The 25,356-nt window shown below is 68.4% G+C and carries 20 protein-coding genes; 11 read left to right on the top strand and 9 right to left on the bottom strand.

The genetic code is table 11. The features are described 5' to 3' along the window. Positions 1–3: 3 nt before the first annotated feature. Together AC3B6C_RS08195 and AC3B6C_RS08200 are read left to right on the top strand one after the other, a co-directional pair. Positions 4–996 carry an AfsA-related hotdog domain-containing protein gene (locus tag AC3B6C_RS08195; RefSeq protein ID WP_488375639.1) on the top strand — a complete coding sequence of 331 codons (993 nt, stop codon included), beginning with the start codon at positions 4–6 and terminating at the stop codon, positions 994–996. Beyond that, a complete protein-coding gene (locus tag AC3B6C_RS08200; protein WP_488375640.1) occupies positions 993–1,682 on the top strand; it encodes an HAD family hydrolase in 690 nt (229 codons plus the stop codon). The genes AC3B6C_RS08195 and AC3B6C_RS08200 overlap by 4 nt, the downstream gene beginning before the upstream one ends. A gap of 2 nt (positions 1,683–1,684) precedes the next feature. On the opposite strand, the gene AC3B6C_RS08205 is transcribed toward AC3B6C_RS08200, so the two are convergent. Beyond that, positions 1,685–3,157 (bottom strand): FAD-dependent monooxygenase, encoded by a 1,473-nt coding sequence (locus tag AC3B6C_RS08205; RefSeq protein ID WP_488375641.1) that lies wholly within the window; start codon positions 3,155–3,157, stop codon positions 1,685–1,687. A gap of 123 nt (positions 3,158–3,280) precedes the next feature. Between AC3B6C_RS08205 and AC3B6C_RS08210 the strand changes: the two genes are divergently transcribed. Together AC3B6C_RS08210 and AC3B6C_RS08215 are read left to right on the top strand one after the other, a co-directional pair. Continuing rightward, positions 3,281–4,639 (top strand): MFS transporter, encoded by a 1,359-nt coding sequence (locus AC3B6C_RS08210; protein WP_488375642.1) that lies wholly within the window; start codon positions 3,281–3,283, stop codon positions 4,637–4,639. Further along, positions 4,636–5,850 carry a cytochrome P450 gene (locus tag AC3B6C_RS08215; protein ID WP_488375643.1) on the top strand — a complete coding sequence of 405 codons (1,215 nt, stop codon included), beginning with the start codon at positions 4,636–4,638 and terminating at the stop codon, positions 5,848–5,850. Before AC3B6C_RS08210 ends, AC3B6C_RS08215 begins: the two co-directional genes overlap by 4 nt. 31 nt (positions 5,851–5,881) lie before the next feature. Here the strand turns inward: AC3B6C_RS08215 and AC3B6C_RS08220 are convergent, their stop codons facing one another. From AC3B6C_RS08220 to AC3B6C_RS08240, 5 genes are all read right to left on the bottom strand, one after another. After that, positions 5,882–6,217 (bottom strand): ArsR/SmtB family transcription factor, encoded by a 336-nt coding sequence (locus tag AC3B6C_RS08220; protein WP_055477060.1) that lies wholly within the window; start codon positions 6,215–6,217, stop codon positions 5,882–5,884. Positions 6,218–6,285: 68 nt separating this feature from the next. Beyond that, the gene (gene arr / locus AC3B6C_RS08225; protein WP_488376236.1) at positions 6,286–6,714 is read right to left on the bottom strand and encodes an NAD(+)--rifampin ADP-ribosyltransferase; all 429 of its coding nucleotides are present in this window, start codon (positions 6,712–6,714) and stop codon (positions 6,286–6,288) included. A 160-nt stretch (positions 6,715–6,874) separates the two neighbouring features. Continuing rightward, the gene (locus tag AC3B6C_RS08230) at positions 6,875–7,339 is read right to left on the bottom strand and encodes a hypothetical protein (protein WP_488375624.1); all 465 of its coding nucleotides are present in this window, start codon (positions 7,337–7,339) and stop codon (positions 6,875–6,877) included. Positions 7,340–7,473: 134 nt separating this feature from the next. Further along, positions 7,474–8,805: a sensor histidine kinase gene (locus tag AC3B6C_RS08235; RefSeq protein ID WP_488375644.1), complete on the bottom strand. Its 1,332-nt coding sequence runs from the start codon at positions 8,803–8,805 to the stop codon at positions 7,474–7,476. Further along, the gene (locus tag AC3B6C_RS08240) at positions 8,789–9,427 is read right to left on the bottom strand and encodes a response regulator (RefSeq protein WP_010844013.1); all 639 of its coding nucleotides are present in this window, start codon (positions 9,425–9,427) and stop codon (positions 8,789–8,791) included. Before AC3B6C_RS08240 ends, AC3B6C_RS08235 begins: the two co-directional genes overlap by 17 nt. A 160-nt stretch (positions 9,428–9,587) precedes the next feature. Here AC3B6C_RS08240 and AC3B6C_RS08245 point away from each other — a divergent pair, with 160 nt between their 5' ends. The 3 genes from AC3B6C_RS08245 to AC3B6C_RS08255 all read left to right on the top strand — a co-directional run bounded on the left by AC3B6C_RS08245 (position 9,588) and on the right by AC3B6C_RS08255 (position 14,466). Then, complete coding sequence (locus AC3B6C_RS08245; RefSeq protein WP_010844012.1) at positions 9,588–10,580, top strand: GGDEF domain-containing protein; 993 nt, start codon at positions 9,588–9,590, stop codon at positions 10,578–10,580. Positions 10,581–10,676: 96 nt separating this feature from the next. Continuing rightward, a complete protein-coding gene (locus AC3B6C_RS08250) occupies positions 10,677–12,860 on the top strand; it encodes a DUF2254 domain-containing protein (protein WP_488375645.1) in 2,184 nt (727 codons plus the stop codon). Positions 12,861–13,056: 196 nt separating this feature from the next. Further along, entirely contained in the window at positions 13,057–14,466 is a 1,410-nt protein-coding gene (locus AC3B6C_RS08255) for a carotenoid oxygenase family protein (RefSeq protein ID WP_488375646.1), read from the top strand. A gap of 79 nt (positions 14,467–14,545) precedes the next feature. Here AC3B6C_RS08255 and AC3B6C_RS08260 read toward each other — a convergent pair whose 3' ends face one another. Further along, the gene (locus AC3B6C_RS08260; RefSeq protein WP_488375647.1) at positions 14,546–15,589 is read right to left on the bottom strand and encodes an alpha/beta hydrolase; all 1,044 of its coding nucleotides are present in this window, start codon (positions 15,587–15,589) and stop codon (positions 14,546–14,548) included. A 515-nt stretch (positions 15,590–16,104) separates the two neighbouring features. Between AC3B6C_RS08260 and gltB the strand changes: the two genes are divergently transcribed. From gltB to AC3B6C_RS08280, 4 genes are all read left to right on the top strand, one after another. Then, positions 16,105–20,688 carry a glutamate synthase large subunit gene (gltB, locus tag AC3B6C_RS08265; RefSeq protein ID WP_010844008.1) on the top strand — a complete coding sequence of 1,528 codons (4,584 nt, stop codon included), beginning with the start codon at positions 16,105–16,107 and terminating at the stop codon, positions 20,686–20,688. After that, positions 20,681–22,135: a glutamate synthase subunit beta gene (locus AC3B6C_RS08270; protein WP_010844007.1), complete on the top strand. Its 1,455-nt coding sequence runs from the start codon at positions 20,681–20,683 to the stop codon at positions 22,133–22,135. Before gltB ends, AC3B6C_RS08270 begins: the two co-directional genes overlap by 8 nt. A gap of 162 nt (positions 22,136–22,297) precedes the next feature. Further along, positions 22,298–23,185 carry a cutinase family protein gene (locus AC3B6C_RS08275; RefSeq protein WP_014924888.1) on the top strand — a complete coding sequence of 296 codons (888 nt, stop codon included), beginning with the start codon at positions 22,298–22,300 and terminating at the stop codon, positions 23,183–23,185. Between the two features lie 125 nt (positions 23,186–23,310). Next, the gene (locus tag AC3B6C_RS08280) at positions 23,311–23,982 is read left to right on the top strand and encodes a DedA family protein (RefSeq protein ID WP_010844005.1); all 672 of its coding nucleotides are present in this window, start codon (positions 23,311–23,313) and stop codon (positions 23,980–23,982) included. A 20-nt stretch (positions 23,983–24,002) separates the two neighbouring features. On the opposite strand, the gene AC3B6C_RS08285 is transcribed toward AC3B6C_RS08280, so the two are convergent. Further along, positions 24,003–24,437 carry an SRPBCC family protein gene (locus tag AC3B6C_RS08285; RefSeq protein WP_488375648.1) on the bottom strand — a complete coding sequence of 145 codons (435 nt, stop codon included), beginning with the start codon at positions 24,435–24,437 and terminating at the stop codon, positions 24,003–24,005. Between the two features lie 662 nt (positions 24,438–25,099). Then, a complete protein-coding gene (locus tag AC3B6C_RS08290; protein WP_010844003.1) occupies positions 25,100–25,345 on the bottom strand; it encodes an RNA-binding S4 domain-containing protein in 246 nt (81 codons plus the stop codon). Between the last annotated feature and the right edge of the window lie 11 nt (positions 25,346–25,356).

Genomic DNA, 25,356 nt, shown 5'->3' on the forward strand with positions numbered 1-25,356 from the left:
GACGTGTCCATCACACTCGAAGAACTGTCGTTCGACCGCAACATCCCGCGCGGCATCGTCCATCGCGAATCCATCGCCGAGGTCTTCCTTACCGACGCCCAACAGACACCGGACGGGGCGACCTTCGCAGCGCAACTACCGCGCAACCACTCGTACTTCAGCGATCACCGAGGCACCGCGACCACCTACGACCCGCTCCTTCTGATCGAGGTGTTCCGCCAGGTGGCGATCTACTACGCCCACACCTTCGTGGGGGCCGACCGATCAGAGAAGTTCATCTTCGGGGCCGCCGACTTCGAGATCCTCGACGAGGAGACCCTGCGGATCGGTGCCTGCCCCGGACACTGCGTGATCGAGGCGCGCGTGGTCCACGAGAAGCTGCGTGAAGGCCAGATCATCGGTCTCACACTGGAGATGGTCGCCTCCATCGAAGGACGGGTCGCCGCCCGCGAGGCGATGACCTACCAGTGGATGCCGTCGGCGGCGTGGAAGAAGATCCGCAAACGCGGACGTGAGAGCCTGGGCCTCCCGCCGGAGCACACCATCCCGCCGGTGAGTCACGTCGCCCGGATGCGCCCGAACTCGGTCGGGCGCCACAACCCGCGCAACGCGATCCTCGCCAATCCCGAACTGGCCGGCCCACAACTCAACGCCCTCACCATCATCGACACCAACCACCCGTCGTTGTTCGATCATGCGCTGGACCACGTGCCCGGCATGCTGCAGTTCGAGGCCGCCCGACAGGTCGCGATGGCAGCGGCCAACGCGACGCTCGGCCTGGACACCAGCCGCATGGTGATGCATCGGTTGCGCATCGAGTTCACGAAGTTCGGCGAGTTCGAACGCGACACCGTCGCACGGTCCACCGTGGAAGCCGACGACGACGGTCGCGGTGCACTCGCCGACATCGAACTGACCCAGGACAGCGACGTGATCGCCACCGGCTGGGTGCATCTCAAACTCCTCCCGGTCGACGTCTGGACGATGGTCCAGTGACCGCAGCATCGAGAAACACGGAGACGGCCGCCCGTCGGGGACCGTTCGTGTGGTTCGACTTCGGCGGTGTCCTCTCGCCGGCGCTCGACGACCTGTTCGGTCTCTACGAGCAGAACACCGGCATCCCATCGGACGCGCTGAAGCGGGCGATCGCGGTCGTGGGGCAGGAATACGGGCTGCCCCCGCTGGCGCCCATCGAGTTGGCTCTGCTCGACGAACGCGACTGGGTCGCCCGGTTGCACCGGGCGTTACGGGCCGAGGACCCGGACCTCGACCTGTCCCGCAGCGAACCCGACTTCGGCAGACAGTGGTTCACCGGGCACGTCGTCAACGAGCCGGTGCGCGACCTCGCGATCGAACTCGCCGACGAGGGTCTGCGAGTCGGAATCCTCAGCAACAACGTCGTCGAGTGGGAGGCGTACTGGCGGCCGATGGTCGGGCTCGACGATGTGGTCACCGACCTCGTCGACTCCTGCAAGGTCGGTGTCCGCAAACCGGATCCGGAGATCTTCGATCTCGCTGCCCGCCGCAACGGCATCGACCCCGCGGACTGCATCCTCCTCGACGACCTCGAGGAGAACTGTGCGGCCGCACGGGAAGCCGGCTGGACCGCGATCCGCTTCGTGGACGCGGCCCAGGCGGTCCGGGATGTCCGGTCGGCGGTCGCGGCACGCCTGGTGGCGTGAACCTACCCGACGGCCTCGAGGTAACCGTCGGGTCGGATCAGCGCACTCACCCAGGGCTGCTCGGGGGTCACCTTGCCCGTGACCACCACCGGCCCGGGTACCGCTCGCTCCGCTCCCGGCACCGTGCTGATCCGGCCCGCTCGCTCCGCTCCCGGCACCGTGCTGATCCGGCCCGCTCGCTCCGCTCCCGGTACCGGGGCACTCACGTCCGGCCGAATCGCCACATACCGCCCCGCGGAGAGCAGTTCGGCCAGCGTGTGGACCGTGCCGTCGTCCTCGGTCACCACCAGGTCGTGCTGGAATCCGGCTTGGAACTGTCCGCTGATGAGCTCCGCGACCGCGTCGTGGATCGCCGGCACGGCCAGCATGGTCACCACCGCATCGCGGAGGTCGGTCTTCGCCGGGTCCATCATCCGCGACTGCAGGACGGTGTTGGCGACGACCGCCTCGGCCACCCCGACCCGCGAACGCGACCAGTCGTCGAGCATCGAGTCGTCTGCGGCACCGCTGCTCACCCAGGCGAGACGCCACCCGAGGGTGAAGGCGTCCTGCATCCCCGTGTTGAGTCCCTGTCCACCGAGCGGGTAATGGACATGGGCGGCATCACCGACGAGCAACAGCCGGCCGTCACGCATCCGGGTCCGGAGCCGGCCGTGGTCACTGAACCGGGTCAGGTGCGAGATCTTCTGCAGTTCAACAGTTCTGCCGAGAACTGCACCGAGGCGATCGACATACTCATCGGTCCCGGGGACGTCCCGGACGGTCGCGGGTCCCGAGAAGTCCATCGCGATGATCCGGGTGGGCCCACCGGGATCGGGGTTGTGCAGTGTCCACCCGGACGGGGTCGGGTGCCATCCGGGCGGTGGTGCGTCGGCCCCCGGGGCGATCGCCAGCCCGGCGATCGCGCTCATCGTGGCGGGGTAGGTGCGGGTGGGGAAGTCGCCGGCCGCGGCTACCGGCCCACGCGCGCCGTCGGCCCCGACCACCCAGTTCGCGTCGATCGTGACCGTGTCGCCGGCCTGCTCGGCCACGGCGTCGACCGTCACCGACGCGTCCCCGTGTCGGATGGCGGTCACGGTGTGGCCACGCAGGATTCGCGCACCGCTGATCCGGGCCCTGTGCTCGAACGCGGCTTCGAGGCGGGCCTGGGGGATGCCGGCGATCGGCGCGGCCTCGACGGCCGGTGCGGTGATCGAGAGCACCGGCTGGGCGGCGAACTGGAATGGGGTGCGTCGCGTCATGCATGCGTTCCGGACGATGTCGTCGGCGCGCACAGACGGCAGATACCCGCGCCGCGTGAGATGCGAGATCGAGCGCGCGTGCACCGTACCCGCCCGCGGCCGTTCGTCGACCTCGGTCCGTGTCTCGAACACCGTCACCGCGGTGCCCTGCTGTGCGAGTTCGGCGGCCAGCAGCATTCCGACCGGCCCACCCCCGACGATCACGACGTCGGTCCGACTCTGGGAACTGGCCATCTCGATGAGTCCTCCTGTTGCACCCGTACGACAGCGATGGTACCTACTAATAACATCGTAGCTACGATGCCGCTAGTCGTACTCCGCCCGATCGATCCACATGACCGAACGAAGGGAGATCCCATGTCGGCCACCACCGACGAGACCGCATCAGCCACCGCCACATCGGCCGAAGGGCAGTCCGAGGCGCCCAGTAGATGGACGCTGCCGATCGTCCTCGCGGCGCAGTTCGTCACCCCGACCGCGATCGCCGGCACCGCGATCGCATTACCGCTGATCTCACGTGATCTGGGCTCGAATCCCACTGCACTGCAATGGGTCGTCAACGGGTTCAACGTAGCCTTCGCACTCGCGACGCTTGTCTGGGGCGCGCTGAGCGACCGGATCGGCCACCGCACAACATTCGCCGCGGGAGCGGTTCTCGTGACCGTCGGCAGCGTCCTCAGTGCCGCCGCCCCCACACTCCTCGTCCTCGATGCCGCCCGGGTGGTCGCCGGCATCGGCGCTGCCGCGATCCTGACGGGGTCGAGTTCGATGCTGTCCAATGCCTTCGAGGGCGACCGACGCACGCATGCATTCGCCATCTTCGGCACGGTGAACGGCCTGGGTCTCGCTCTCGGACCGACCATCTCGGGTGTGCTCGTGTCGTTCGCGGGCTGGCGCGGGGTGTTCATCGTGCACGCGGTGATCCTGGCGGCGGCCGCCGTCGGCTCCCGGGTGCTCCCGGCCGCGCGACCGGTCGCCGGTGACAAGGCACCGATCCTGGACTTGTCGTTGCTCCGCAACCGGGAGTTCCTGGCGATGTGCCTTGTTCCCGTCGCCGGGTCCATCGGGTTCGTGACGCTCCTGACCTACCTGCCGTCCGCGTTCAGCGGTATCAAAGACCTGTCCGCGGGCGCCTCGGGTCTCGTGATGCTGGCGATGACGATCCCGGTACTGGTGGCTCCGCTCGCGGTGGCACAGTTGATCACCCGCGTCCGCGCGCTCACCGTCGGGGTGGTCGTCTACCTCAGCCTCGGTGCCCTCCTGCTGGGCAACGTGGGTGTCCTGCTGCTCACCGAGGAGCGATCGATCGCGTGGCTCATCGTCCCGATGATCCTGCTGGGCTTCGGTTTCGGTCTCCCGATCGGACTGGTCGACGGTCACGCCCTCTCCGTCGTGCCGGCGCAGAGGTCGGGAACCGCGGCGGGCCTGCTGAACTTCTTCCGGATCGGCAGCGAGGCGGTGTTCGTCGCCGGCTATGCACTGGTCCTCTCCACCGTGGTCGGCGCGCATCTCACCGGGGCGGCGGCCGACGACACCGCCGCCGGCCAGTTCGGGCATCCGGACGTCTATCGCGCGGCCTTAGTCACCACCGTCGGTGTGCTGATCGCGTTGCTCGTCGTCGTCACCATCGCCATCGTGGTGGTGCGCAGCCGGGATAGCCGCACCGCCGAGACCGCCACCACCGACCGTCCCGCCGAACAAGGAGATCTGAGATGACCAGCGCCACAGACACATCCGTCCGGTTCGACCTGCGTGCGATCCCGAACATCTCGCCGCCGCAGATGTACACCGCCATCGACGAACGGACGGCGGGCGGACTCGAACAGATTCGTCTGCCGAGCGGGCACGCGGCCGCACACCTGACGTCCTACGCGGACGTCCACAAGGTCCTCACCGACCTCACCTTCGCGCGGGCGGAGACCAACGTCGACGACGGCCCGACCTTCCTGCCGACGATCATGCCGACCGAGATGTTGCTGAACCTCGATCATCCCGATCACGGCCGGCTGAAGGGTTTCGTGGCGTCGGCGTACAGCGCTGCCACCATCGCCCGCCGCATCCCGAGTGTCCAGCGAGTGCTCGACGCAGCGGTCGCCGACCTGCGGACGCAGCATGCGGCGGGTGGGGCCGACCTGGTGGGCACGCTGCTCGATCCGCTCACCATCGGCGTCAACGTCGACTACCTCGGCATCCCGGCCTCCGACATCGCCTACTTCCGCCACCTCTCGCGGGAGATGCAGCTCGCGCACGACACCGACGTACCGCAGCTGCTGGAGGACTTCTGGACCCTCTACACCTACATCGGCGACCTGGTCGCCGGACGCCGGCCGGTCGAGCCCGGTCTGATCAGCGACCTGCTCGCCGCGCGTGACACGGTGTCGCCGCCGGTCACCGACGGTGAGTACGCGGCGATCCTGCTCGGATCGCTGGTCGGTGGTGATCAGAACATCCTGTCGGTGGTGACGAAGATCGCCTACGTGGCACTGGCGCGCCCGGAGCTGTGGAACCACCTGGTCGACAACCCGGACGAGATCCCGGCCGCCACCGAGGAACTGTTGCGGCTGCTGCCGCTCGGCCGGATCTCGACCTTCCCGCGGGTGACGACCACGGAGGTGAGGCTCGAGCACGGCGTCCTGTATCCGGGTGACGTGGTGTATGCCGATGCGCACGAGGCGAATCGGGATGCCGCGGTGTATCCGGATCCGTGGACGGTCGACGTGCGGCGCTCGGGGCGGCGGCACCTCCAGTTCGGGTACGGCATGCACCACTGCATGGGTGCGGCACTGGCGCGGATGGAGATCGTGGAGGTGCTCCGCCGGCTGACGTCGGAGTTCCCCGGATTGCGGCTCGCCGTCGATCCCGCCGAGGTCGAGTTCGAGACCGGGGTGCTGGTGCACCGTCCGGTGTCGTTGCCGGTCACGTGGTGACCTGACGCGCGGCCGGGGAGGTGCCGCAACCTCAGCCGGCCGGCGCGCGGTCCGCGGTATCGGCGGCGAGGATCGCGTCGAGCAGGCCCGGGAAGACCCGGTCCATGTCGTCGCGACGCAGTCTGGTCATCCGGCCGTTGCCGACGTCACGCTGCCAGATCAGCCCGGCCTTGCGGAGGACGCGGAAGTGGTGGGTCCGCGTGGACGGCGCCCAGGGGAGCCCGAACACGCTGCAGAACTGTTCGGCCCCCTGGGGTTCGGCGGCCAGCTGCGCGATCACACTCCGTCGGTTGGTGTCCGACAGTGCATGGAGCACCGCGGACAGGTCGAACTCGTCGACGTCGGGATGTCCGTCGGCATCGGCCATCGCGCACCTCTCTCCACATTCACACCGCCCGGCGTGCCTCCGTGCGGAACATACGAGAGCTATCGTACCTAGTCGTAGAGGACCGCGTCGCCGCGCTGCCGAAGCGCCTCCAACCCCGCGCGGAATTGCCGGAGGTAATCCGTCGAATGGCCTACCCAGTCGGTCATCTCGCCGACGATCCGCACCGGTTGTGCACTCCGGTACGAGTGGGTCGGGTTGCCGGGGAACTTTTTGTCGGTGACGTTCGGATCGTCATGTACGTCGTCCTGTGGTTCGACGACGTAGACCCGGGGGCGACCGTCGCCCACCGCCATCTCGGCTGCGAGGACCGCGCCGTCCAGCACCTTGGTCATGTAGACGTAGTTCGAGACGTGTTCCGGACGGTAGTTCGACCGGTGGCCCGGTGTCAGGAAGTCGCCGACGCGAAGGTCGGCCTTCGTGCCGTGAAAGTACGCCCCGGACTCGTGGACCCGGAAACGTTCCGGTGTGTCCGCCATATCTGCCATCGATCGCCTCCCGGTGTCGGTCGTCGAGCGATTGTGCACGGTCGCGGGGGCCTTGCCGCAAGCCCCTACTCCTCGCTTATGGTGAAAGGGGCGGGGTTCGGGGGCGGAGCACCACCCCCGAACCGTTCCCTCATCCTCCTTTCGAGAATCCTCACCACTGGTCGAAGCCGACGTTGACCTGGGGGTAGCCGGTGTCGATGTGTGGGTTGATCCAGTAGTTCTGGGCGTGTGGTCCCCAGATGGTGGTCATGTCGGTGTTGACGTTGTGGGGGTGGTTGGTGAGTTGGTAGTTGGCGGTGGGGCCGAACAGTCCGATGCGGTAGATGGCGTTGACGTCGAGGTGGTTGTTGTAGGGGGCTGTGGCGGTGATGGTTTCGGTGGCGCCGGGGTAGAGGATGTGTTGGGGTGCGTTGACCCATTGGCCGCCGTCGGCGTTGGCGCCTTGGAGGTATTCGGGCTTGTCGGTGTGGTTGGTGATGGTCATGGCGACGGTGGGTTCGCCGGGGCGGGTGATGGGCAGGGTGCCGGCGTGGGCTGCTCCGGCGGCGCCGAGGGCGATGCCGGTGGCGGCGGCGAGTCCGAGGGTGGCGGTGGCGATGCGGGTGGTGGTCTTCATGGTGTGCTCCCGGTGTGGTGGTGGGGTTGTTTCGGTGACACCAATGACTTTGCTCGCCGGGGGCGGTGTGTGGTTTCCGCTGACCGGGTGATGGAGGGGTTGAATCGCACCTCCACCGATCGGGGGACACGCCCTCACTGTTCGCGGGCGGGTACCTCCACGATGGCGACCGTGCCGCCGCGGGGGTGGTCGGCGAGCGACATCGTGCCGCCGGCCCCCTCGATCCGCACTCGTCGCGAGGCAAGTCCGATGTGGCCCTTGGCCTGTCGCTGCCGCATCAGCTCCTCGACGTCGACGTCGGCGGGCAGGCCGACACCGTCGTCGACCACGACGAGTCGCGCTCGCCCGTCGTCGAACTCGGCGGTGACCTCGACGGTTGTGGCGGAGGCGTGTTTGGCGACGTTGGCCAGCAGTTCGCGAGCGGTGGCGAATATCAGCGGATCGACCGAGGTACGAAGCCCCGGTGGCCATCCGGCGGTGTCGACGGAGACCGTGGGTGCTCCGGCGCGGCTGCCGAACGACGACGCGAGATCGGTCAGGGCGACCGCCAGCCCGGCTTGCTCGAGCACCGCCGGGTGCAACTCGCTCAGCGTCGAACGCAGGAGTTGGGCCGCGTCGCGCAGCGCACCGTCGACGCGGTCGAGGGTCACGGGGTCGGCAGAATCACGGAGCGTGGCGAGTTCCTGACGCGCGGCCAGCACGTACTGCAGGGCGCCGTCGTGGAGATTGTCGGCGAGATCGCGCCGTTCGCGCTCCTCGATCTCCATCGTCGCATCGAGCAGTCGGGCGCGTTCGGCGGCGAGCGCCCCGATCGTCCGCACCCGGGATCGCTGCAAGCGGGACAGCAGGATCGCGCCGACGGCCAGCGCCGCGACGACGAGGATGCGCAGCACGATCACCGACCACGGTTCGCCGTTCGACGTGCGGGCCAACGCGGAGGAGACGGCGTACACCGCGGTCGTGACGACCACCACCGCGGCACATGTCCTGGGCTGCAGGGCGATCGCCGCGATCATCGGCACGAGGACGAAACCACTGAGGAGAACGTCGGTGGTCCAACTCAATTCGTTGGACCGGCTCGCCGCGACGGCGAGTGCGGTGAGCAGGAGAAGGTCGATGGGCAACGCGATCCACGAGTAACGGATCATCGCCGACTCGTGGCGGACCACGACGACCGCTCCACCGATACACCACGCCGCGTACAGGATTGCGGTCACGACGCTGAACGTCTCCGCGTGCGCGGGTGGATCGAGACTGACGGTCAGCAACACGAACACCGACAGGAACAGCCGCAGGACCACCTGAATCCGAATACCGCGGATCGCGTGATCGATCAGGATGTCGTGGATCCTCGGCTCGTCGGCGAACTCGTCGAGGCCGAGATACCGAGTGGCCCCGGCGATCTTGTCGTCACCGCCGACGTCGACCCCTCGACTCGAGGAGGCCGCGCTACTCGAGGAGGCCACGGCGCATCGCTTCGGCCACCGCCGCCGCACGGTCGGACACCCCGAGCTTCTCGTACAGACGCTGCGTGTGCGTCTTGACCGTCGACGCACCGATGTAGAGCTCGGCGGCCACCTGCGGAATCGATTGCCCCCGTGCGAACCCGGTGAGGACCTGTCGTTCCCGTTCACTCAGCGCGGGCGCATCGCGCTGGGTCTGCGCCCGGATCTCGCCGGCCAGTCCGGCGGCGAGCTCCGGTGGCACCACCGTCTCGCCCTTGGCCACCCGGGTCACCGCGCCGACGATGTCGTCGCGATCGGCATCCTTCGACAGATAACCGGCCGCACCCTCCTGGAGCGCCCGGAAGACGATCGGCCCGTCGGTGACCGCGGAGAGCAGCAACACCCGCGTCGGCAGCCCGTCGCGCGAGACGGCATGCGCGACCTCGACGCCGGTCATGAGCGGCATCTGATGGTCGACGACCGCGACGTCGGGTTTCTCCTGCCGGATCAGCTCGAGCCCCGCCATGCCGTCGGCGGCCTCGCCGACGACCCGCACCCGCCCACTTGCCGTCAGGCCGCGGGACACCCCGTCGCGGAAGAACGGGTGGTCGTCGACGACGACGACGGTGACGAGGCTGTCCATCGGCCCAGGATATGTGGAGGAACGGCTGGAACCGGGTCGAACGGCGCTTCGAGCGAGGGGGTGCCCCGACCACACTGTCCGCCGCCGGTCGCGCATCGCGGCGCGGTTTGGCAACCTCGGACCGGGGACGGGGGACCGATACCGAGGATCGGAGTGGGGGATGTACCGACCGGACTTGCACCTGGGAGCGCTGCGGGGCCCGCTCCCGCGATCGCCGCTGCACGTGCTGCGAACCTATCTCGCGGTGACATCGCTGCTGTACGCGATCGGGGTGGCCCTCACGCTGTTCCCGGTCGACGACTCGGCGACGCTGTCCGACCCGACCGGGGGATTCGTCGCCGTGGCGCTGGGCATCGCGGCGCTCGGCTGGCTGTCCGTGCGTCCGCAGCGCCCGCTCCCGGCCGTGATCGCGGCCTGTGCGGCGACCCCCGCGGTGATGGCGTTCCACGAGCTGATCAGTGCTGAGTTCCTGTGCATGGTCGCGGCGATGTTCCTGGCGATGTACCTGCGCGCCACCTTTCCGCGCCGGCAGGCGTGGGCGCTCATCGGTCTGCTGACCGTCGCGTGCGTCGTCGCATTGGCAGTGGCACCTGCGCCCAAGTACCTCAGCACGTACATCGTCGTCGCCGTCGCCATCCCGGCGGCCGCCGAGTCGTTCGGACTGCTGACGCGGACGCTGCTCACCGCGGTCTGTACGGATCCGGTCACCGGTGTGTTCAACCGGGCGGGTTGGGAACTCGCCACCAGCGGGCTTGTCGACGGGCGTCGGTCGGCCGCGGCGATCACGGTGATCTCACTATCGATCGACCACGACGCGACGGCCACCGACACGCTCGGTCGCGAGGCGGCGGATCAACAGCTCGTGCACCTGGCCCAGACCTGCGTCGATCTGCTTCCCACCGAGACCGCCATGGCACGCCTGGGTGATTCCGACTTCGCGATCTGCCTCGTCCACGATGACGACGGCCCGCCCGGACAGGCAGCGGACCTGATCGCCGAGCTACGCCGCCGACTACCGGCCTCGTCGCTGGGCGCCGCGACGGCGCCCGCGCCGGCGGCGAACATCACCGCCCTCCATGCGCAGGCGTCGTCGCGGCTGGCGTCGGTCCGACGCAACAGGGCCCGACGGTCCGATCAGCCGGACCCGCAATGACATCGTCGACGGCGACATGACCGAATGAGATCGACTCGACCTCCCGACGTCGATCGAACCCCGTAGGTTTCCGGGACATACCGCTAGGGTCGGGGGATGGCCGGATGGTTCGATGAGCGGATCGTCGAGACCGGTCGTCTGCCGTTGTTCTTCCTTCTGCTCGCCTTCGTCCTGACCTTCCTGTTCATCCGGTTCAGCGTGCGGATGATCCGCGCGGAGGTCAGCTGGTGGCCCGGGAACGTGACACCCGGCGGGGTGCACGTCCATCACGCCTTCTTCGGCATGATGGCGATGCTCCTGTCCGGCTTCGGTTTCGTCGCGGTCGACCCGCTGCGCACGCCGGTCATCGACTGTGTGCTGGCGGTCGCGTTCGGCATCGGCGCGGCCCTGGTGCTCGACGAGTTCGCGCTCATCCTCCACCTCCGCGACGTCTACTGGGCGGAGGAGGGCCGGACGTCGATCGACGCGGTGTTCGTCGCGATCGCCATCGGCCTGCTCTTCCTCCTGGGCTTGCAGCCGTTCGGGGCGTTCGAGGTCGTCGGGGACATCCGGAAGGAGGACGGGCTGGTGGCGCGGCTCGTGGCGGCGGGTGTCGTCGTGCTCAACGTGCTCCTGGCAGTCGTCACCCTCCTCAAGGGCAAGGTGTGGACGGGCCTCGTGGGCATGTTCGTCCCGGTTCTGTTGTGGTTCGGTGCCGCCCGGCTGGCACGCCCGCGATCACCGTGGGCCCGGTGGCGGTACAAGAACCGTCCCCGCAAGATCGCTCGGGCGATCGGGCGAGAGCAGCGGTATCGAGAACCGCTGATGCGATGGAAGATCGTCGTGCAGGAGGCGGTGGCAGGCCGATTCGGGGTGCCCGACACCCTCGCGCCCGTCCCCGACCCGACGCCGGCCCCGACCGCGGTCGGCGTGGTGACGGAAGCGGTACCGAGCGCCCTGGCGACCGCGATCCGGTGGCGGCGTACGCGGCGGGCGTTGCGCACCGTCCCGATCTGGCGGCTGCCGGTCGTGCTCGTGACGTTCGCGATCGTCGCGGCGTGGACGACGGTGGGTTTCGACGAACTGCTCGAACTCGAGGTCGACCCCGGAACACTGGCCACGCTGCTCAGCGTGATCGCCGGTTCGATGGCGACGCTGACCGGTCTCGTGTTCACCGCTGTCACCCTCGCGATGCAGTTCGGGGCGTCGTCGATCTCGGTGCGGGTGATCCCTATGCTGCAGCAGGAACCCGTCATGCGGTGGTCCACCGGCTTCTTCCTCGCGACCTTCGTCTACAGCGTGATCATCGCGATCGACCTGTCGGTGGGTGGCCCCGACGAGCCGACTCCGGGTCTGTCCACGGCGATCGCGTTCATGCTCACGACGATCAGCGCGTACCTCTTCATCGCGCTCGTCGGCAAGGTCGGGACGATCCTGAACACCGCGCGCCTGCTGCAGTGGATCGCCGACGACGGCCGGTCGGCGATCGTCCGGCAGCTACCGCCGCCGACAGCGCACGACGAGACCACGGCCCCAACCGCTTTCGACGACCAGGTCGTCGTCGAGACCACACCCGACCGGGGCGATGGGGGAACAGATCCGGGCGCGGAGATCGAGGCGGAGCGCACACAGATCAGGCTGGGGGAGGTGACCGCGCGCGGTCGGGTGCTCCTGGCGGTCAACGGTGACCGCCTGCGGCGATATGCGGCTTCCTGGGACGTGCGGATCAACCTGCTGGTCGCCGTCGGCGACCATGTCCCGCACGATCTCCCGGTCGTCGAGATCGTCGGCGACCCGGCACGGGTGGAGACGCGCCGGGTGCTGGCCTGCCTGCTGTTCGGTGACACCCACCAGCCGTCGGTGAGTCCCGCCGCGGCGCTGCAGGCGATCTCGGACATCGCGCTCAAGGCGATGTCCGCGGGCAGCAACGACCCGAGCGTCGTGGTGCAGGCACTCGACCACACCGAGGATCTACTGCTGCTGCTGGCACCGCGGCTGTGCGGCGAACCGACTGCACCGGGCACCTCGGTGCGCGGCATCCGCCGCAGTTGGGCGGACTACGTCGCGATCGGGACCGACGAGATCCGCCGGCACAGCACCGGCCAGGTGCAAGTGCAACGCCGGTTGCGCGCGCTGTTCGAGTCCCTCCTCGACGGATGCGGCCCGGCGCAGCGCGTCCCGGTGACCGAGCGGCTGGCCGTGCTCGACGCTCAGGTCGCGCGCGACTGGTCCGACGACCTCGACCGGCGACTCGCCGCGGCGGCGGACCGGCAGGGTTACGGTTCCGAATTCGGCCGGTGAGGGTGCGCGGATAGATCACGCGAATCGGACACAGCCGATACCCTGGGTTTCGTGCTCGCGTCCCGGTCCGCCGATCGTCGCGCGGTGGTCGACGAGATGCGCGAGTTCGGCGCCCTGCGCACCGCCACTGCCCGGACCGCCGGTTGACGGCCCGCCGCCCGACCAGCCCGTCGCCGATCAGCCCGAAGGTGGTCCGATGACCCTCACCACGCCCCCCACCCCCGCCCCCGTCGACATGGCGCACCACGCCCACCTCACCGGCGTGTTCGCCCCGCAGCGCGAAGAGGTCGATGTCGCCGACCTGCCCGTCTCCGGAGAGATCCCCGCGGATCTGCGGGGCAGCTATCTCCGCAACGGCCCCAATCCGCGCTTCGACCCGATCGGATCCTTCGTCTACCCCCTCGACGGCGACGGCATGGTGCACCGGATCAGCATCGACGACGGTCGGGTCGGGTACACCAACCGTTTTGTCCGGACCCCGATGGTCCTCGCGGAAGAGGCTGCCGGACATGCCCTCTGGTCAGGACTCACCGACGGATACACGCCGCCGGCGAGTATGGTGGGCGACGAACTCGCCGGCACGTATCGCGAACTGCCCGACATCAACATCGTCCGGCACGGCGGACGCCTGATGGCGATGGCCGAATCCGACCGTCCCTATCTGCTCGAACCGTCGTCGCTGGCGACCCTGGCCAAGACCGACTGCGACGGTGCGATGCGGGTGGGTAGCACCGCCCACCCGAAGATCGACCCGGCCACCGGCGAGATGGTCTTGTTCAACTACGGGCTCGAGGCGCCGTATCTGACGTGGTCGGTGGTCGCCGCGGACGGGACGACGACCACCGGCCCCACTCCGGTCGACGGACTCGACAAGCCGGTGATGATCCACGACATGGCGCTGACGTCTCGATACCTCGTTCTCTTCGTGTGCCCGTTGATCTTCGACCTCGAAGGCGTGATGACCGGTGGGTCCCTGCTGTCGTGGCAGCCCGACGACGGCACGCGCATCGCGCTCATCCCGCGCGACGGTGGTCCGGTGCGCTGGGTGCACACCGACCCGTTCTGGGTGTGGCACTTCGCCAACGCCTTCGACGGCCCGGGACCCGAGGACGGCGTGACCGTCGACTACGTCGAATGGAGCTACCCGGGCGGTTTCGCCGACGAACCGCGGCCGGCGACCTCGGCGCTCACCCGCGCGATCATCCGCCCGGATGGGACGATCACCCGGAATACGGTCAGCGACAACGCCTTCAACATGGAATTCCCACGGGTCGACGACCGCCTGCTCACCCGGGACCACCACCGGATCGCCTCGGTGGCCAAGGGTCCGCGCGACAGTGGTGCCAGCGACAGCCTCTGGTTCCACGATCTCTCCGCCGGTACCGAGACCTTCTGGAGCCCCGGAACCGCCATCGGCGAGCCGATCTACATCCCGGGTACCGAACGCGACCACTGGGGCGCGATCGGCACGGATCCCGCCGACATGCGTTCGTACTTCTACCTTCTCGCCGCCGACGACCCCGCAGCCGGGCCGGTGGCCACCGTCGAACTGCCGATCCGCGTCCCCGCCGGGCTCCACGGCGCCTGGCTCGCGGACCCGGCCTGACGACAAACCCACCCTATTTCCGCAAACCCACCCCGTCCGAGCGTGGTGGGTTTGCGGAAAAGGGGTGGATTTGCGGGCCTCAGGAAGCCGGCGCCGTCACCGCGATGAACCGGGCCGCGGTGTCGATCGCCGACCGCGCTTCGGCCGACAGTCTTGGGATCAGCTGGAAGACGTGCCCCTGATCCGGCCACGCCTGGATCACCGAAACCCCGCCGGCGCCGACGATCTCATCGTGGGTGGCCCGGGCGTCGGCGCCCATCACCTCGCGTGCCCCGTACTGGATGAGGGTCTTGGGTAGACCCATGTCCCGGGTCAGCCGGACGCGCATCCGAGGGTGATCGGGGTCTGCGGCCCTGGTGTAGAGCCGCAGGATCTTCCGCGCGGACATCGCGTCGATGATCGGGTCGCGCACTCCGGTGCGCTGGTTGCGTACGGCCAGGTCGAATGTGGGGTCGTAGAGCGGCGAGAACAGCACCATCGACCCCGGCTGCGGGGTTCCGGTCGCGTGGTTGACGGCGAGCAGGTCGAGCGCGAGGTGACCGCCGGCGGAGTCGCCCGCGACCACGATGTCCTCGGCGCGGTACCCCTGTGACAGGAGCCAGCGATAGCCGCGGATGGTGTCGTTGCCCGCGCACGGCCACGCGTGTTCGGGGGCGAGCCGGTAGTCGAGGCTGAACGCGGGCAGACCGGTCTTGTTGCCGAGCCGGCCGACCAGGCCGCGGTGCGTTCGCGGCGAGCACACGACGTACCCGCTCCCGTGCAGGTAGTAGACGATCCGCGTGCCGGGGGCCGGGGCGGCGGCGTGCCGGCCGATGACCCATTCGCCGCGGACCTGCCCGCCGCGAAACGTCTCGCGCACGAGATCCACCCGGGTGTTGGCCGGTGGCGGGTTCATCCGCTCGATCGTCCGGTTGAGGGCCGGACGGGTCCGCTGGATCATCTGTGCCGTCACCCGGGGATGGCTGACCCCGGCTGCGGCCATCATCGGCCAGGCGACGCGGGCCAGGTAGGCGTTGACCGCCCGGGAGCGGCGCGAACCATGGGGTGCGACGCCGAGGTGACCGAACGGATGCTCGACCGCTGGGTCGAAGGCGGGTTCATCCGCCGGCACAGTGACACTCATCACCTGACGGTAGATGTTCGGCGTTTCCCGCGGGGTGAGATTCCGCGGGCGAGATCCGGCCGCAATCCGATCGCGACCGACGAAGCCCGCAACCCCTCGCCGCGAGCGCTGCCGAGACCGTGGCCGGGGTGGCCCCGAAACGCCAGATCCCCGTCTGACGTGCACCTGAGGTGCTGTTGTGGTATCCGGATTTCTTGACTCGGCCCTCCGCGTGGAAAAATGGCTCACAATGCTCATACGGCTGCCCGGGGGCGCTCTGGCGTGCTGCGCGCGGTAGTTGCGATGAGCAGGGTGGTTCGGGCCCCGACGACGCGGCTCGAAGGGACCGTCAGCAACGGCGCTGACCGGGACTCACCGCCGCTGTGATCGTCGGCTCCGCCCAGGTCAGCCCCGATGCGGGCGGATGACGACGACGCCGGGGACATCGTGGTCCGCGGCCCGACACGGCCGGGTGTGGCCCCAGACATTGACGACGGGTAGTGCGTGCACCCCTCGCGCGCAAAGTGAGGCGAACTATGAAGCAGGCTCCGGGACCGGTGGGTCTCTACGACCCACGCAACGAGCACGACTCGTGTGGCGTGGCGTTTGTCGTGGACATGCACGGACGGCGCAGTCGCAGCATCGTCGACAAGGCGATCATGGCGCTGGTGAATCTCGAGCACCGCGGCGCCGCGGGCGCCGAGCCGAACACCGGCGACGGTGCCGGCATCATGATCCAGGTCCCGGACCGTTTCCTGCGGGAGACCGTCGACTTCGAGCTGCCCGCGGAAGGCAGCTACGCGACCGGTATCGCATTCCTGCCCCAGGGGTCGGAGGACGCCCGCCTCGCCTGCGAGGGTGTGGAGAAGGTCATCGAGGCCGAGGGTCTGACCCTGCTCGGGTGGCGCGAGGTGCCCACCAACGAGAGTTCGCTCGGTGCGCTCGCCCGCGACGCCATGCCGACCTTCCGTCAGGTGTTCGTCGGCGGCGCCGAGGGCATGGAACTCGAGCGTCGTGCCTACGTCGTGCGCAAGCGCGTGCAGTACGAGCTGGGCAACAAGGGCGCCGGCGCCGACGGCCCGGGCCGCGAGACCGTCTATTTCCCCAGCCTGTCCGGACGAACCTTCGTCTACAAGGGCATGCTGACGACCCCGCAGCTGCGGGAGTTCTACGTCGACCTGCAGGACTCGCGTGTCGAGAGCTCGCTCGGTCTGGTGCATTCGCGCTTCTCCACCAACACCTTCCCGTCGTGGCCGCTGGCACATCCGTTCCGCCGCGTCGCCCACAACGGCGAGATCAACACCGTCACCGGTAACGAGAACTGGATGCGGGCCCGCGAGGCGCTCATCGACACCGAGGCCTTCGGGGCCGACGCGGCGTCGAAGATCTTCCCGATCTGCACCCCCGGCGCGTCGGACACCGCGCGCTTCGACGAGGTTCTCGAGCTGCTCCACCTCGGTGGACGCTCGCTCCCGCACGCCGTGCTCATGATGATCCCGGAGGCCTGGGAGCGTCACGAGTCGATGAAGCCCGAGCACCGGGACTTCTACCGCTACCACTCCGCTCTGATGGAGCCCTGGGACGGCCCGGCGTCGGTGTGCTTCACCGACGGCACCGTCGTGGGCGCCGTGCTCGACCGAAACGGACTGCGCCCCAGCCGGGTCTGGGTCACCAAGGACGGCCTCGTGGTGATGGCCTCCGAGGTCGGCGTACTCGACATCGACCACTCCGACGTCGTGCAGAAGATGCGTCTGCAGCCCGGCCGGATGTTCCTCGTGGACACCGCGGCCGGCCGCATCGTCGACGACGAGGAGATCAAGGACGAGCTCGCCGGTGAGCACCCCTACGGGGAGTGGCTCGAGCAGGGACTCGTGCCGGTCGACGACATCGAGGCGCCGCCGCACCAGCACATGCCGCACGACCGTGTCGCCTTGCGCCAGCAGGTCTTCGGCTACACCCGCGAGGAACTCGACCTCCTGGTCGCGCCGATGGCGAAGACCGGCGCCGAGGCCCTCGGCTCGATGGGCACCGACACCCCGATCGCGGTGCTCTCCAAGCGTCCGCGCATGCTGTTCGACTACTTCCAGCAGCTGTTCGCGCAGGTGACCAACCCGCCGCTCGACGCGATCCGCGAGGAGATCGTGACCAGCGTCGGCGGCACCATCGGCACCGAGGCCGACCTGCTGAACCCCGGCCCGGAGTCGTGCCGGCAGATCGAGCTGACGTCGCCGGTCCTGGACAACGACACTCTCGCCAAGCTGGTGGAGATCAACTCCAACGACGCGCTGCCCGGCTTCCGCAGCGTGCACATCCACGGCCTCTACCCGGTCGCCGACGGCGGTGCCGGACTCCGCAAGGCGCTCGACGAGGTGCGCGCCAAGGTCAGCGCCGCGATCGACGACGGCGCGAACCTGGTCATCCTGTCCGACCGCGAGTCCGACGAGACCTACGCACCGATCCCGTCGCTGCTCCTCACGGCTGCGGTGCACCACCACCTGGTGCGTGAGCGCAAGCGCACCCAGGCCGGCCTGATCGTCGAGTCCGGCGATTGCCGTGAGGTCCACCACGTCGCCGCGCTCGTCGGTTTCGGTGCGGCAGCGGTGAACCCGTACATGGCCTTCGAATCGATCGAGGACATGATCGAGCGCGGCGTGCTCGGCGACCTCGACCTGGCCACGGCGCAGAAGAACTACATCAAGGCCGCCGGCAAGGGTGTGCTCAAGGTGATGAGCAAGATGGGCATCTCGACCATCGCCTCCTACACCGGCGCGCAGCTCTTCCAGGTGATCGGTCTGTCGCAGGAGACGGTCGACGAGTTCTTCACCGGACTCAACAGCCAGCTCGACGGCATCGGCCTCGACGAGATCGCCGACGACGTCGCGGTGCGTCACGCCCTGGCGTTCTCCGATCGTCCCTCCGAGCGCGCGCACCGCGAGCTCGAGGTGGGCGGCGAGTACCAGTGGCGTCGTGAGGGCGAGTACCACCTGTTCAACCCGGACACGGTGTTCAAGCTCCAGCACTCCACGCGCACCGGCCAGTACAAGGTGTTCAAGGAGTACACCAAGCTGGTCGACGACCAGTCCCGGCAGATGGCCTCGCTGCGTGGCCTGTTCGACTTCAACTTCGGCGATCGCGACCCGATCCCGATCGAGAAGGTCGAGCCGGCGAGCGAGATCGTCAAGCGGTTCTCGACCGGTGCGATGAGCTTCGGCTCCATCTCCGCCGAGGCCCACGAGACCCTGGCGATCGCCATGAACCGTCTGGGCGGCCGGTCGAATTCCGGTGAGGGCGGCGAGGATCCGCGTCGCTTCCATCACGACGAGAACGGCGACTGGCGGCGCAGCGCGATCAAGCAGGTCGCCTCGGGACGCTTCGGTGTCACCTCGCACTACCTGTCGAACTGCACCGACATCCAGATCAAGATGGCGCAGGGCGCCAAGCCCGGTGAGGGCGGCCAGCTCCCGCCGCACAAGGTGTACCCCTGGGTCGCCGAAGTCCGTGGTTCGACGCCGGGTGTCGGTCTGATCTCCCCGCCCCCGCACCACGACATCTACTCGATCGAGGATCTCGCTCAGCTGATCCACGACCTGAAGAACGCAAACCCCAAGGCGCGCATCCACGTCAAGCTCGTCAGCGAGGTCGGCGTGGGCACCGTCGCGGCCGGTGTGTCGAAGGCGCACGCCGACGTGGTCCTCATCTCCGGTCACGACGGCGGCACCGGCGCCACCCCGCTGACCTCGATGAAGCACGCGGGAGCGCCCTGGGAGATCGGCCTCGCCGAGACCCAGCAGACCCTGCTGCTCAACGGTTTGCGCGACCGCATCGTGGTGCAGGTCGACGGCCAGCTCAAGACCGGCCGGGACGTCGTCGTCGCCGCCCTGCTCGGTGGTGAGGAATTCGGTTTCGCAACCGCGCCGCTGGTGGTCTCCGGCTGCATCATGATGCGCGTGTGCCACCTGGACACCTGCCCCGTGGGCGTGGCGACCCAGAACCCGCTCCTGCGTGAGCGTTTCGCGGGCAAGCCGGAGTTCGTCGAGAACTTCTTCATGTTCATCGCCGAAGAGGTCCGGGAACTGCTGGCGCGCCTCGGCTTCCGCACCCTGCAGGAAGCCGTCGGTCACGTCGAGGCACTCGACACCACCAAGGCGCTGGCGCACTGGAAGTCGGAGAAGGCCGGCAAGCTCGACCTGTCGTCGATCCTGACGATGCCGGAATCGCCGTTCATGAACCAGGATCTGTACTGCTCGGGCGTGCAGGATCACGGGCTGGAGAAGGCGCTCGATCAGCAGCTGATCGCGCAGAGCCGCGAGGCGATCGACCACGGTACCCGGGTGTCCTTCACCTCGAAGATCACCAACGTCAACCGCACCGTCGGCACGATGCTGGGCCACGAGGTGACCAAGGCCTATGGCGCACAGGGTCTTCCCGACGGGACGATCATCGTCGACTTCACCGGCTCGGCGGGCAACAGCTTCGGCGCCTTCGTGCCGAAGGGTGTGACGCTGCGCCTGGAGGGTGATGCCAACGACTTCGTCGGCAAGGGACTGTCGGGTGGCCGTCTGGTGGTTCGCCCGGCGCGCAACGCGCCGGACGACTTCGTCGCCGAGCGGAACATCATCGCAGGCAACGTGATCGGGTTCGGTGCCACCGCGGGCAAGATCTTCCTGCGCGGCATCGTGGGCGAGCGCTTCTGCGTCCGCAACTCGGGGGTCACGGCGGTCGTCGAGGGCGTGGGCGACCACGGCTGCGAGTACATGACCGGCGGGCGCGTCGTCGTCCTCGGAGAGACCGGCCGCAACTTCGCGGCGGGCATGTCCGGCGGTATGGCCTTCGTCTACGACCCCGAGGGCAAGCTGGCCGACAATCTCAACACCGAGCTCGTCGACCTCGAGCCGCTCGTCGACGAGGACGTCGAGTTCCTCTCGGCGATCATCGACGAGCACCGTGCCGAGACCGATTCCCCGGTCGCCGCGGCACTTCTCGACGACTGGGACACCGCCCAGACCAAGTTCGCCAAGGTCATGCCACGCGACTTCAAGCGCGTGTTGCTGGCCATCTCCGAGGCGGAGAAGACCGGGCGAGACGTGAACGAAGCGATCATGGAGGCCGCACGTGGCTGACCCCAGAGGATTCCTCAAGCACCCCGAGCGGGAGCTGCCCGACCGCCGCCCGGTGGATCTGCGTCTGCTGGACTGGAAAGAGGTCTACACCGACTTCGACAAGGGCCACCTGAAGACGCAGGCGAGCCGCTGCATGGACTGCGGTATCCCGTTCTGCCACAACGGTTGCCCGCTCGGGAACCTCATTCCCGAGTGGAACGACCTGGTCTACAAGGACCAGTGGCGCGACGGCATCGAGCGTCTGCACGCGACGAACAACTTCCCGGAGTTCACCGGCCGTCTCTGCCCGGCTCCGTGCGAGGCGTCGTGTGTGCTGGGGATCAACCAGCCGCCGGTCACCATCAAGCAGGTCGAGGTCGAGATCATCGACAACGCCTTCGACAACGGATGGGTCACCCCCGTCCTGCCGTCGGCGAAGACCGGCAAGGCGGTCGCCGTCGTCGGCTCCGGACCTGCGGGACTGGCTGCGGCGCAGCAACTCACGCGTGCCGGACACGACGTGACGCTGTTCGAGCGGGCCGACCGCATCGGTGGTCTGCTCCGCTACGGCATCCCCGAGTTCAAGATGGAGAAGCGCCACATCGACCGACGTCTGGCGCAGATGGAGGCCGAGGGCACCGTCTTCCGCACCGGCGTCAACGTGGGCGTCGACATCACCGTCGAGCAGCTCCGCGCCGATTTCGACGCGGTGATCCTCGCCAACGGATCGACCATCGGCCGCGATCTGCCGATCCCCGGCCGCGAACTCGACGGCATCCACCAGGCCATGGAGTTCCTGCCGCAGGCCAACCGGGTGCAGCTCGGCGACACCGTCGAAGGCCAGATCTCGGCGAAGGGCAAGAAGGTCATCATCATCGGCGGTGGCGACACCGGCGCCGACTGCCTGGGCACCTCACTGCGCCAGGGGGCCGAGATCGTCCACCAGTTCGAGATCATGCCGAAGCCGCCGATCGAGCGTGCCGAGTCGACCCCCTGGCCGACCTACCCGCTGATGTACCGCGTGTCGTCGGCTCACGAAGAGGGCGGCGAGCGCGTCTTCTCGGTCAACACCGAACAGTTCCTCGGTGAGGACGGCAAGGTCACCGGTCTCAGGGCCCACGAGGTCGTCATGCGCGACGGACGCTTCGAGAAGGTCGAGGGTTCGGACTTCGAGCTCGAGGCCGACCTCGTGCTGCTCGCCATGGGCTTCGTCGGTCCCGAACGCGAGGATCTCCTCGACAAGATGGGCGTCGACTACGATCCCCGTGGGAACGTGAAGCGCGACAACAACTTCGCCGCCGTCGGGCAGCCGGGCGTCTTCGTCGCCGGTGACGCCGGTCGCGGACAGTCGCTCATCGTGTGGGCCATCGCCGAGGGCCGGTCGGCCGCAGCGGCCGCCGACAAGTTCCTCACCGGGGCGTCGGAGCTGCCCGCGCCGATCGTGCCGACGCAGGTCGCGCAGCGCTGACCGCGCGCCTCGCACAGAGCAGAACACAGAACTCCCGCTCGCCCGTTTGGGGGTGGGCGGGAGTTCTGCGTGTGAACGGTGACCGTGCTGGGTAGGTATCTCCCGCCCTACACTCGCCTCATCGCTGTCGGCCCTCACCGGCCAGTACGAAGGGAACGGACCATGCGTCGGATCGTCGCGACCATGTGCGCGCTGTTGTGTGCCGTCCTGGCCGGAGGAGGCCTCGCCGTCCCGAAAGCCGACGCCGCGCCGCGAGGATGCCCCGAGATCTACGTGCTCGCCGTGCCCGGAACGTGGTCCAACGGCGCCAGCCCGGGCCTGCTCGGTGAGGTCACCGCCGGGCTCGGACCGGAGACCCGCGTGCAGTACGTCGGATACGACGCCACCGCGTTCCCCTGGGAGAAGGCGATCTACGGCAAGTCGAAGGGGCAGGCCGTGGCCAACACCACGGGACTGGCCCTGCAGATGCTGCGTCGATGCCCGGGTACCCGGATCGCACTGGTCGGCTACAGCCAGGGCGCCGACGCCGCCGGGGACCTGGCCTCCGAGATCGGCACCGGACGTGCCGCCATCAGGCCGGGTCAGGTGGCGGGCGTCGTCCTGATCGCCGATCCGCGGCGGTCCGAGCGCGACAATCTCGTCGGTCCGCCGCTGCGCGGGGAGGGAAGCGGCGGCCCTCGCCTCGACGGCATGGGCTGGGTCCTGCCGAGAGCGTTCACGATCTGTGAACCCGGGGATGTCTACTGCAACGTGCCTCGCGACTACTACGTGACGCGGATCGTCGGCTACCTCGCCGAGACCAGTGATCCGACGCCGAGCCAGATCGTCCAGTATCAGGCGGAGGCGGGCGCGATCCTCGCCGAACTGCTCACCCTCGGCGGACCCGGGGAGATCGTGCAGGAACTCGGCGACGACCGGGCCCGCGAACAGATCAGATCGTTCAACCGGTTCCTGCAGTCCGGGTCCCACGGCACCTACCGGGACTTCGAGGTTCGTCCCGGGGTGACCGCGGTGCAGTGGGCCAACAGGTTCCTCGCCGGACTCGCCTGAGCCGATGCCGGTCGGTCGACCTGCGCGGAAACCGGATGAATCGGACTTCCGACTAGAGTGGCTGCCGAGGCGGTCACCGTTGCCGGGGACCAGCCGACCGCCCCTCGGACAAACGGACTGATTCTTTGCCAACGCAGCTCGCCGCCGTACTCGCCCAGACCGACCCGTCTCAGGGTCACAGCGGTTTCATCGGCTGGATCCTCGACCTGATGGACACACTCGGCGAGTTGGGTGTGGGGGTCGCGATCCTCCTCGAGACCTTCCTGCCGCCCATCCCCTCCGAAGCGGTCCTTCCCGGCGCCGGGTTCCTCGCCTACGAGGGCCGCATGAACGTCTGGCTCGCCTGGGTGGCCGCGACCGTCGGGTCGCTCGTCGGCGCCTGGCTCTGGTACTGGATCGGTGCCGCCCTGGGTCGCGACCGCACCCGGCGGCTCGTCGGCCGGCTGCCGTTGCTCGACTACGACGACTTCGACAAGGCGGAGGAGTATTTCGTCCGCTGGGGCGGCATGGCGGTTCTCCTCGGCCGGTGCGTGCCGCTCGTGCGATCGTTCGTCTCGATCCCCGCGGGCATCGAGAAGATGCCGTTCTGGCGCTTCACCGCCTACACCGCGCTGGGGTCGGGGGTGTGGAACGCCTTGTGGATCGGGATCGGCTTCGGTTTCGGTCCGGCGATCGCCCCGGCGCTCGAACGCTGGAGCGGGGCGCTGTCCAACATCGTGATCGCGCTTCTCGTCCTCATGGTCGCCTGGTTCGTCGTGAAGCGGGTGCGTCGCCGGCGAGCGAGCACCGCCGGATAGGCGCGGCCGGCTTCGGTCGTTCAGAGTGTGTTGAGCACCCTGGTGATCTGATCCTCCACCGAACCCGCGAGCCGGTTGAAGGCGAGCTGCGCGAGCGGGTCGGCGAGCCGGGCACGGCCGTTGAAGGTGATGTGGGACCGGTACGTGAACGAGGTGCGCGTGGGTCCGTCCGGCGCGAACGACAGGTCGTCGACGCTGGTCGCGGTCTTGTTGCGACCGGTGAACACGACGTGGTCCGGGTCGTCGCGGGTGAGTTCGTAGGTCAGCGTCGTCGAGATCCCGTACAGCTTCGTCTCGTTGTGCCAGCGGGTGCCCAGCGCGATGGGGTCGGTGCCGATCTGCTCGCACTTCTGCGTTCCCGGATCCCACTCGACGGCGTTGGCGAAGTCGCGCATGTACGCGACCACTGTCTCGATGGGCTGTCTCACCGGGAAGGTCCGTGACACCTCGACCATGCGATATCCTCCACTCAATACCGTGCCCGCCCACGCGCCGCGGGCTGACAGGGATTCGTCGAGCCGCACCCGACGGATTGCCCCGGGCGCTCGCCGAGACGCGTGCCGAGTCATTCATGCAGGTGAGGGGCGCGTCGCTGACCGCGACGTAACGCTTCGCGTGGAATGATCGATCTAGCCGTCGTGTGCGGCACTCGCCACTTCGGGATCCGGAGGTGCGGGATTCACACGTGTCGGCAGTCGCGGGGGACGTGGCGTAGGCCACGCAATAGTCCGGCGACACGATCCGGAACAGCCGCTACAGTAGAACAAAGTTCGAGTCCGTTGTAACGAATGTGAAGTATCAGGAAGTGATTGGTCATGAAGTTGGCTGACCCATTTCACCCACCCCGCCGGGGTTCCCTGCTGAACTCGCTGACCGGCGGGCGACTCGGGGGCCGCCGCGGTTCCACGACGATGTTCCCCGCTGAAGCGGAACGTCTGATCACCCCTGCCGAACTCCGACGATTCGGCGTCCGCACGTAGCGCCGTTCGAGGCTCGTCGACCTCGACGCGCTCCTTCGTCGCTTGCTCGGCCCGGCGGCTTTCGCTCCTCGCACCTCAGGGAGCAGGAGGCTCGCTCCTCACGGAGCGGGTGGGCCAATGGTTTGCGCACTATCGGATCAAGGAGCGGGTAGGTCGTCGGTCCCGGAGACCACTCGTACGCTCATCCCGCCGACGGACACCACGTCGCCGATCGCCAGCTGCCGGCCCCGCCTGGTCTCCACCTCGTCGTTGACGCTGACCAGACCGTCGGCGATCACCTCTTTGGCCTCCGCGCCGGACTCGATCAGGTTGGCGAGTTTGAGGAATTGGCCGAGGCGGATGGACTCGTCCCGGATCGTCACGTCGTACACGGCTTCGATCATGCCGGTACCGG

The sequence above is a fragment of the Gordonia sp. 11cp genome (genome assembly GCF_057767225.1).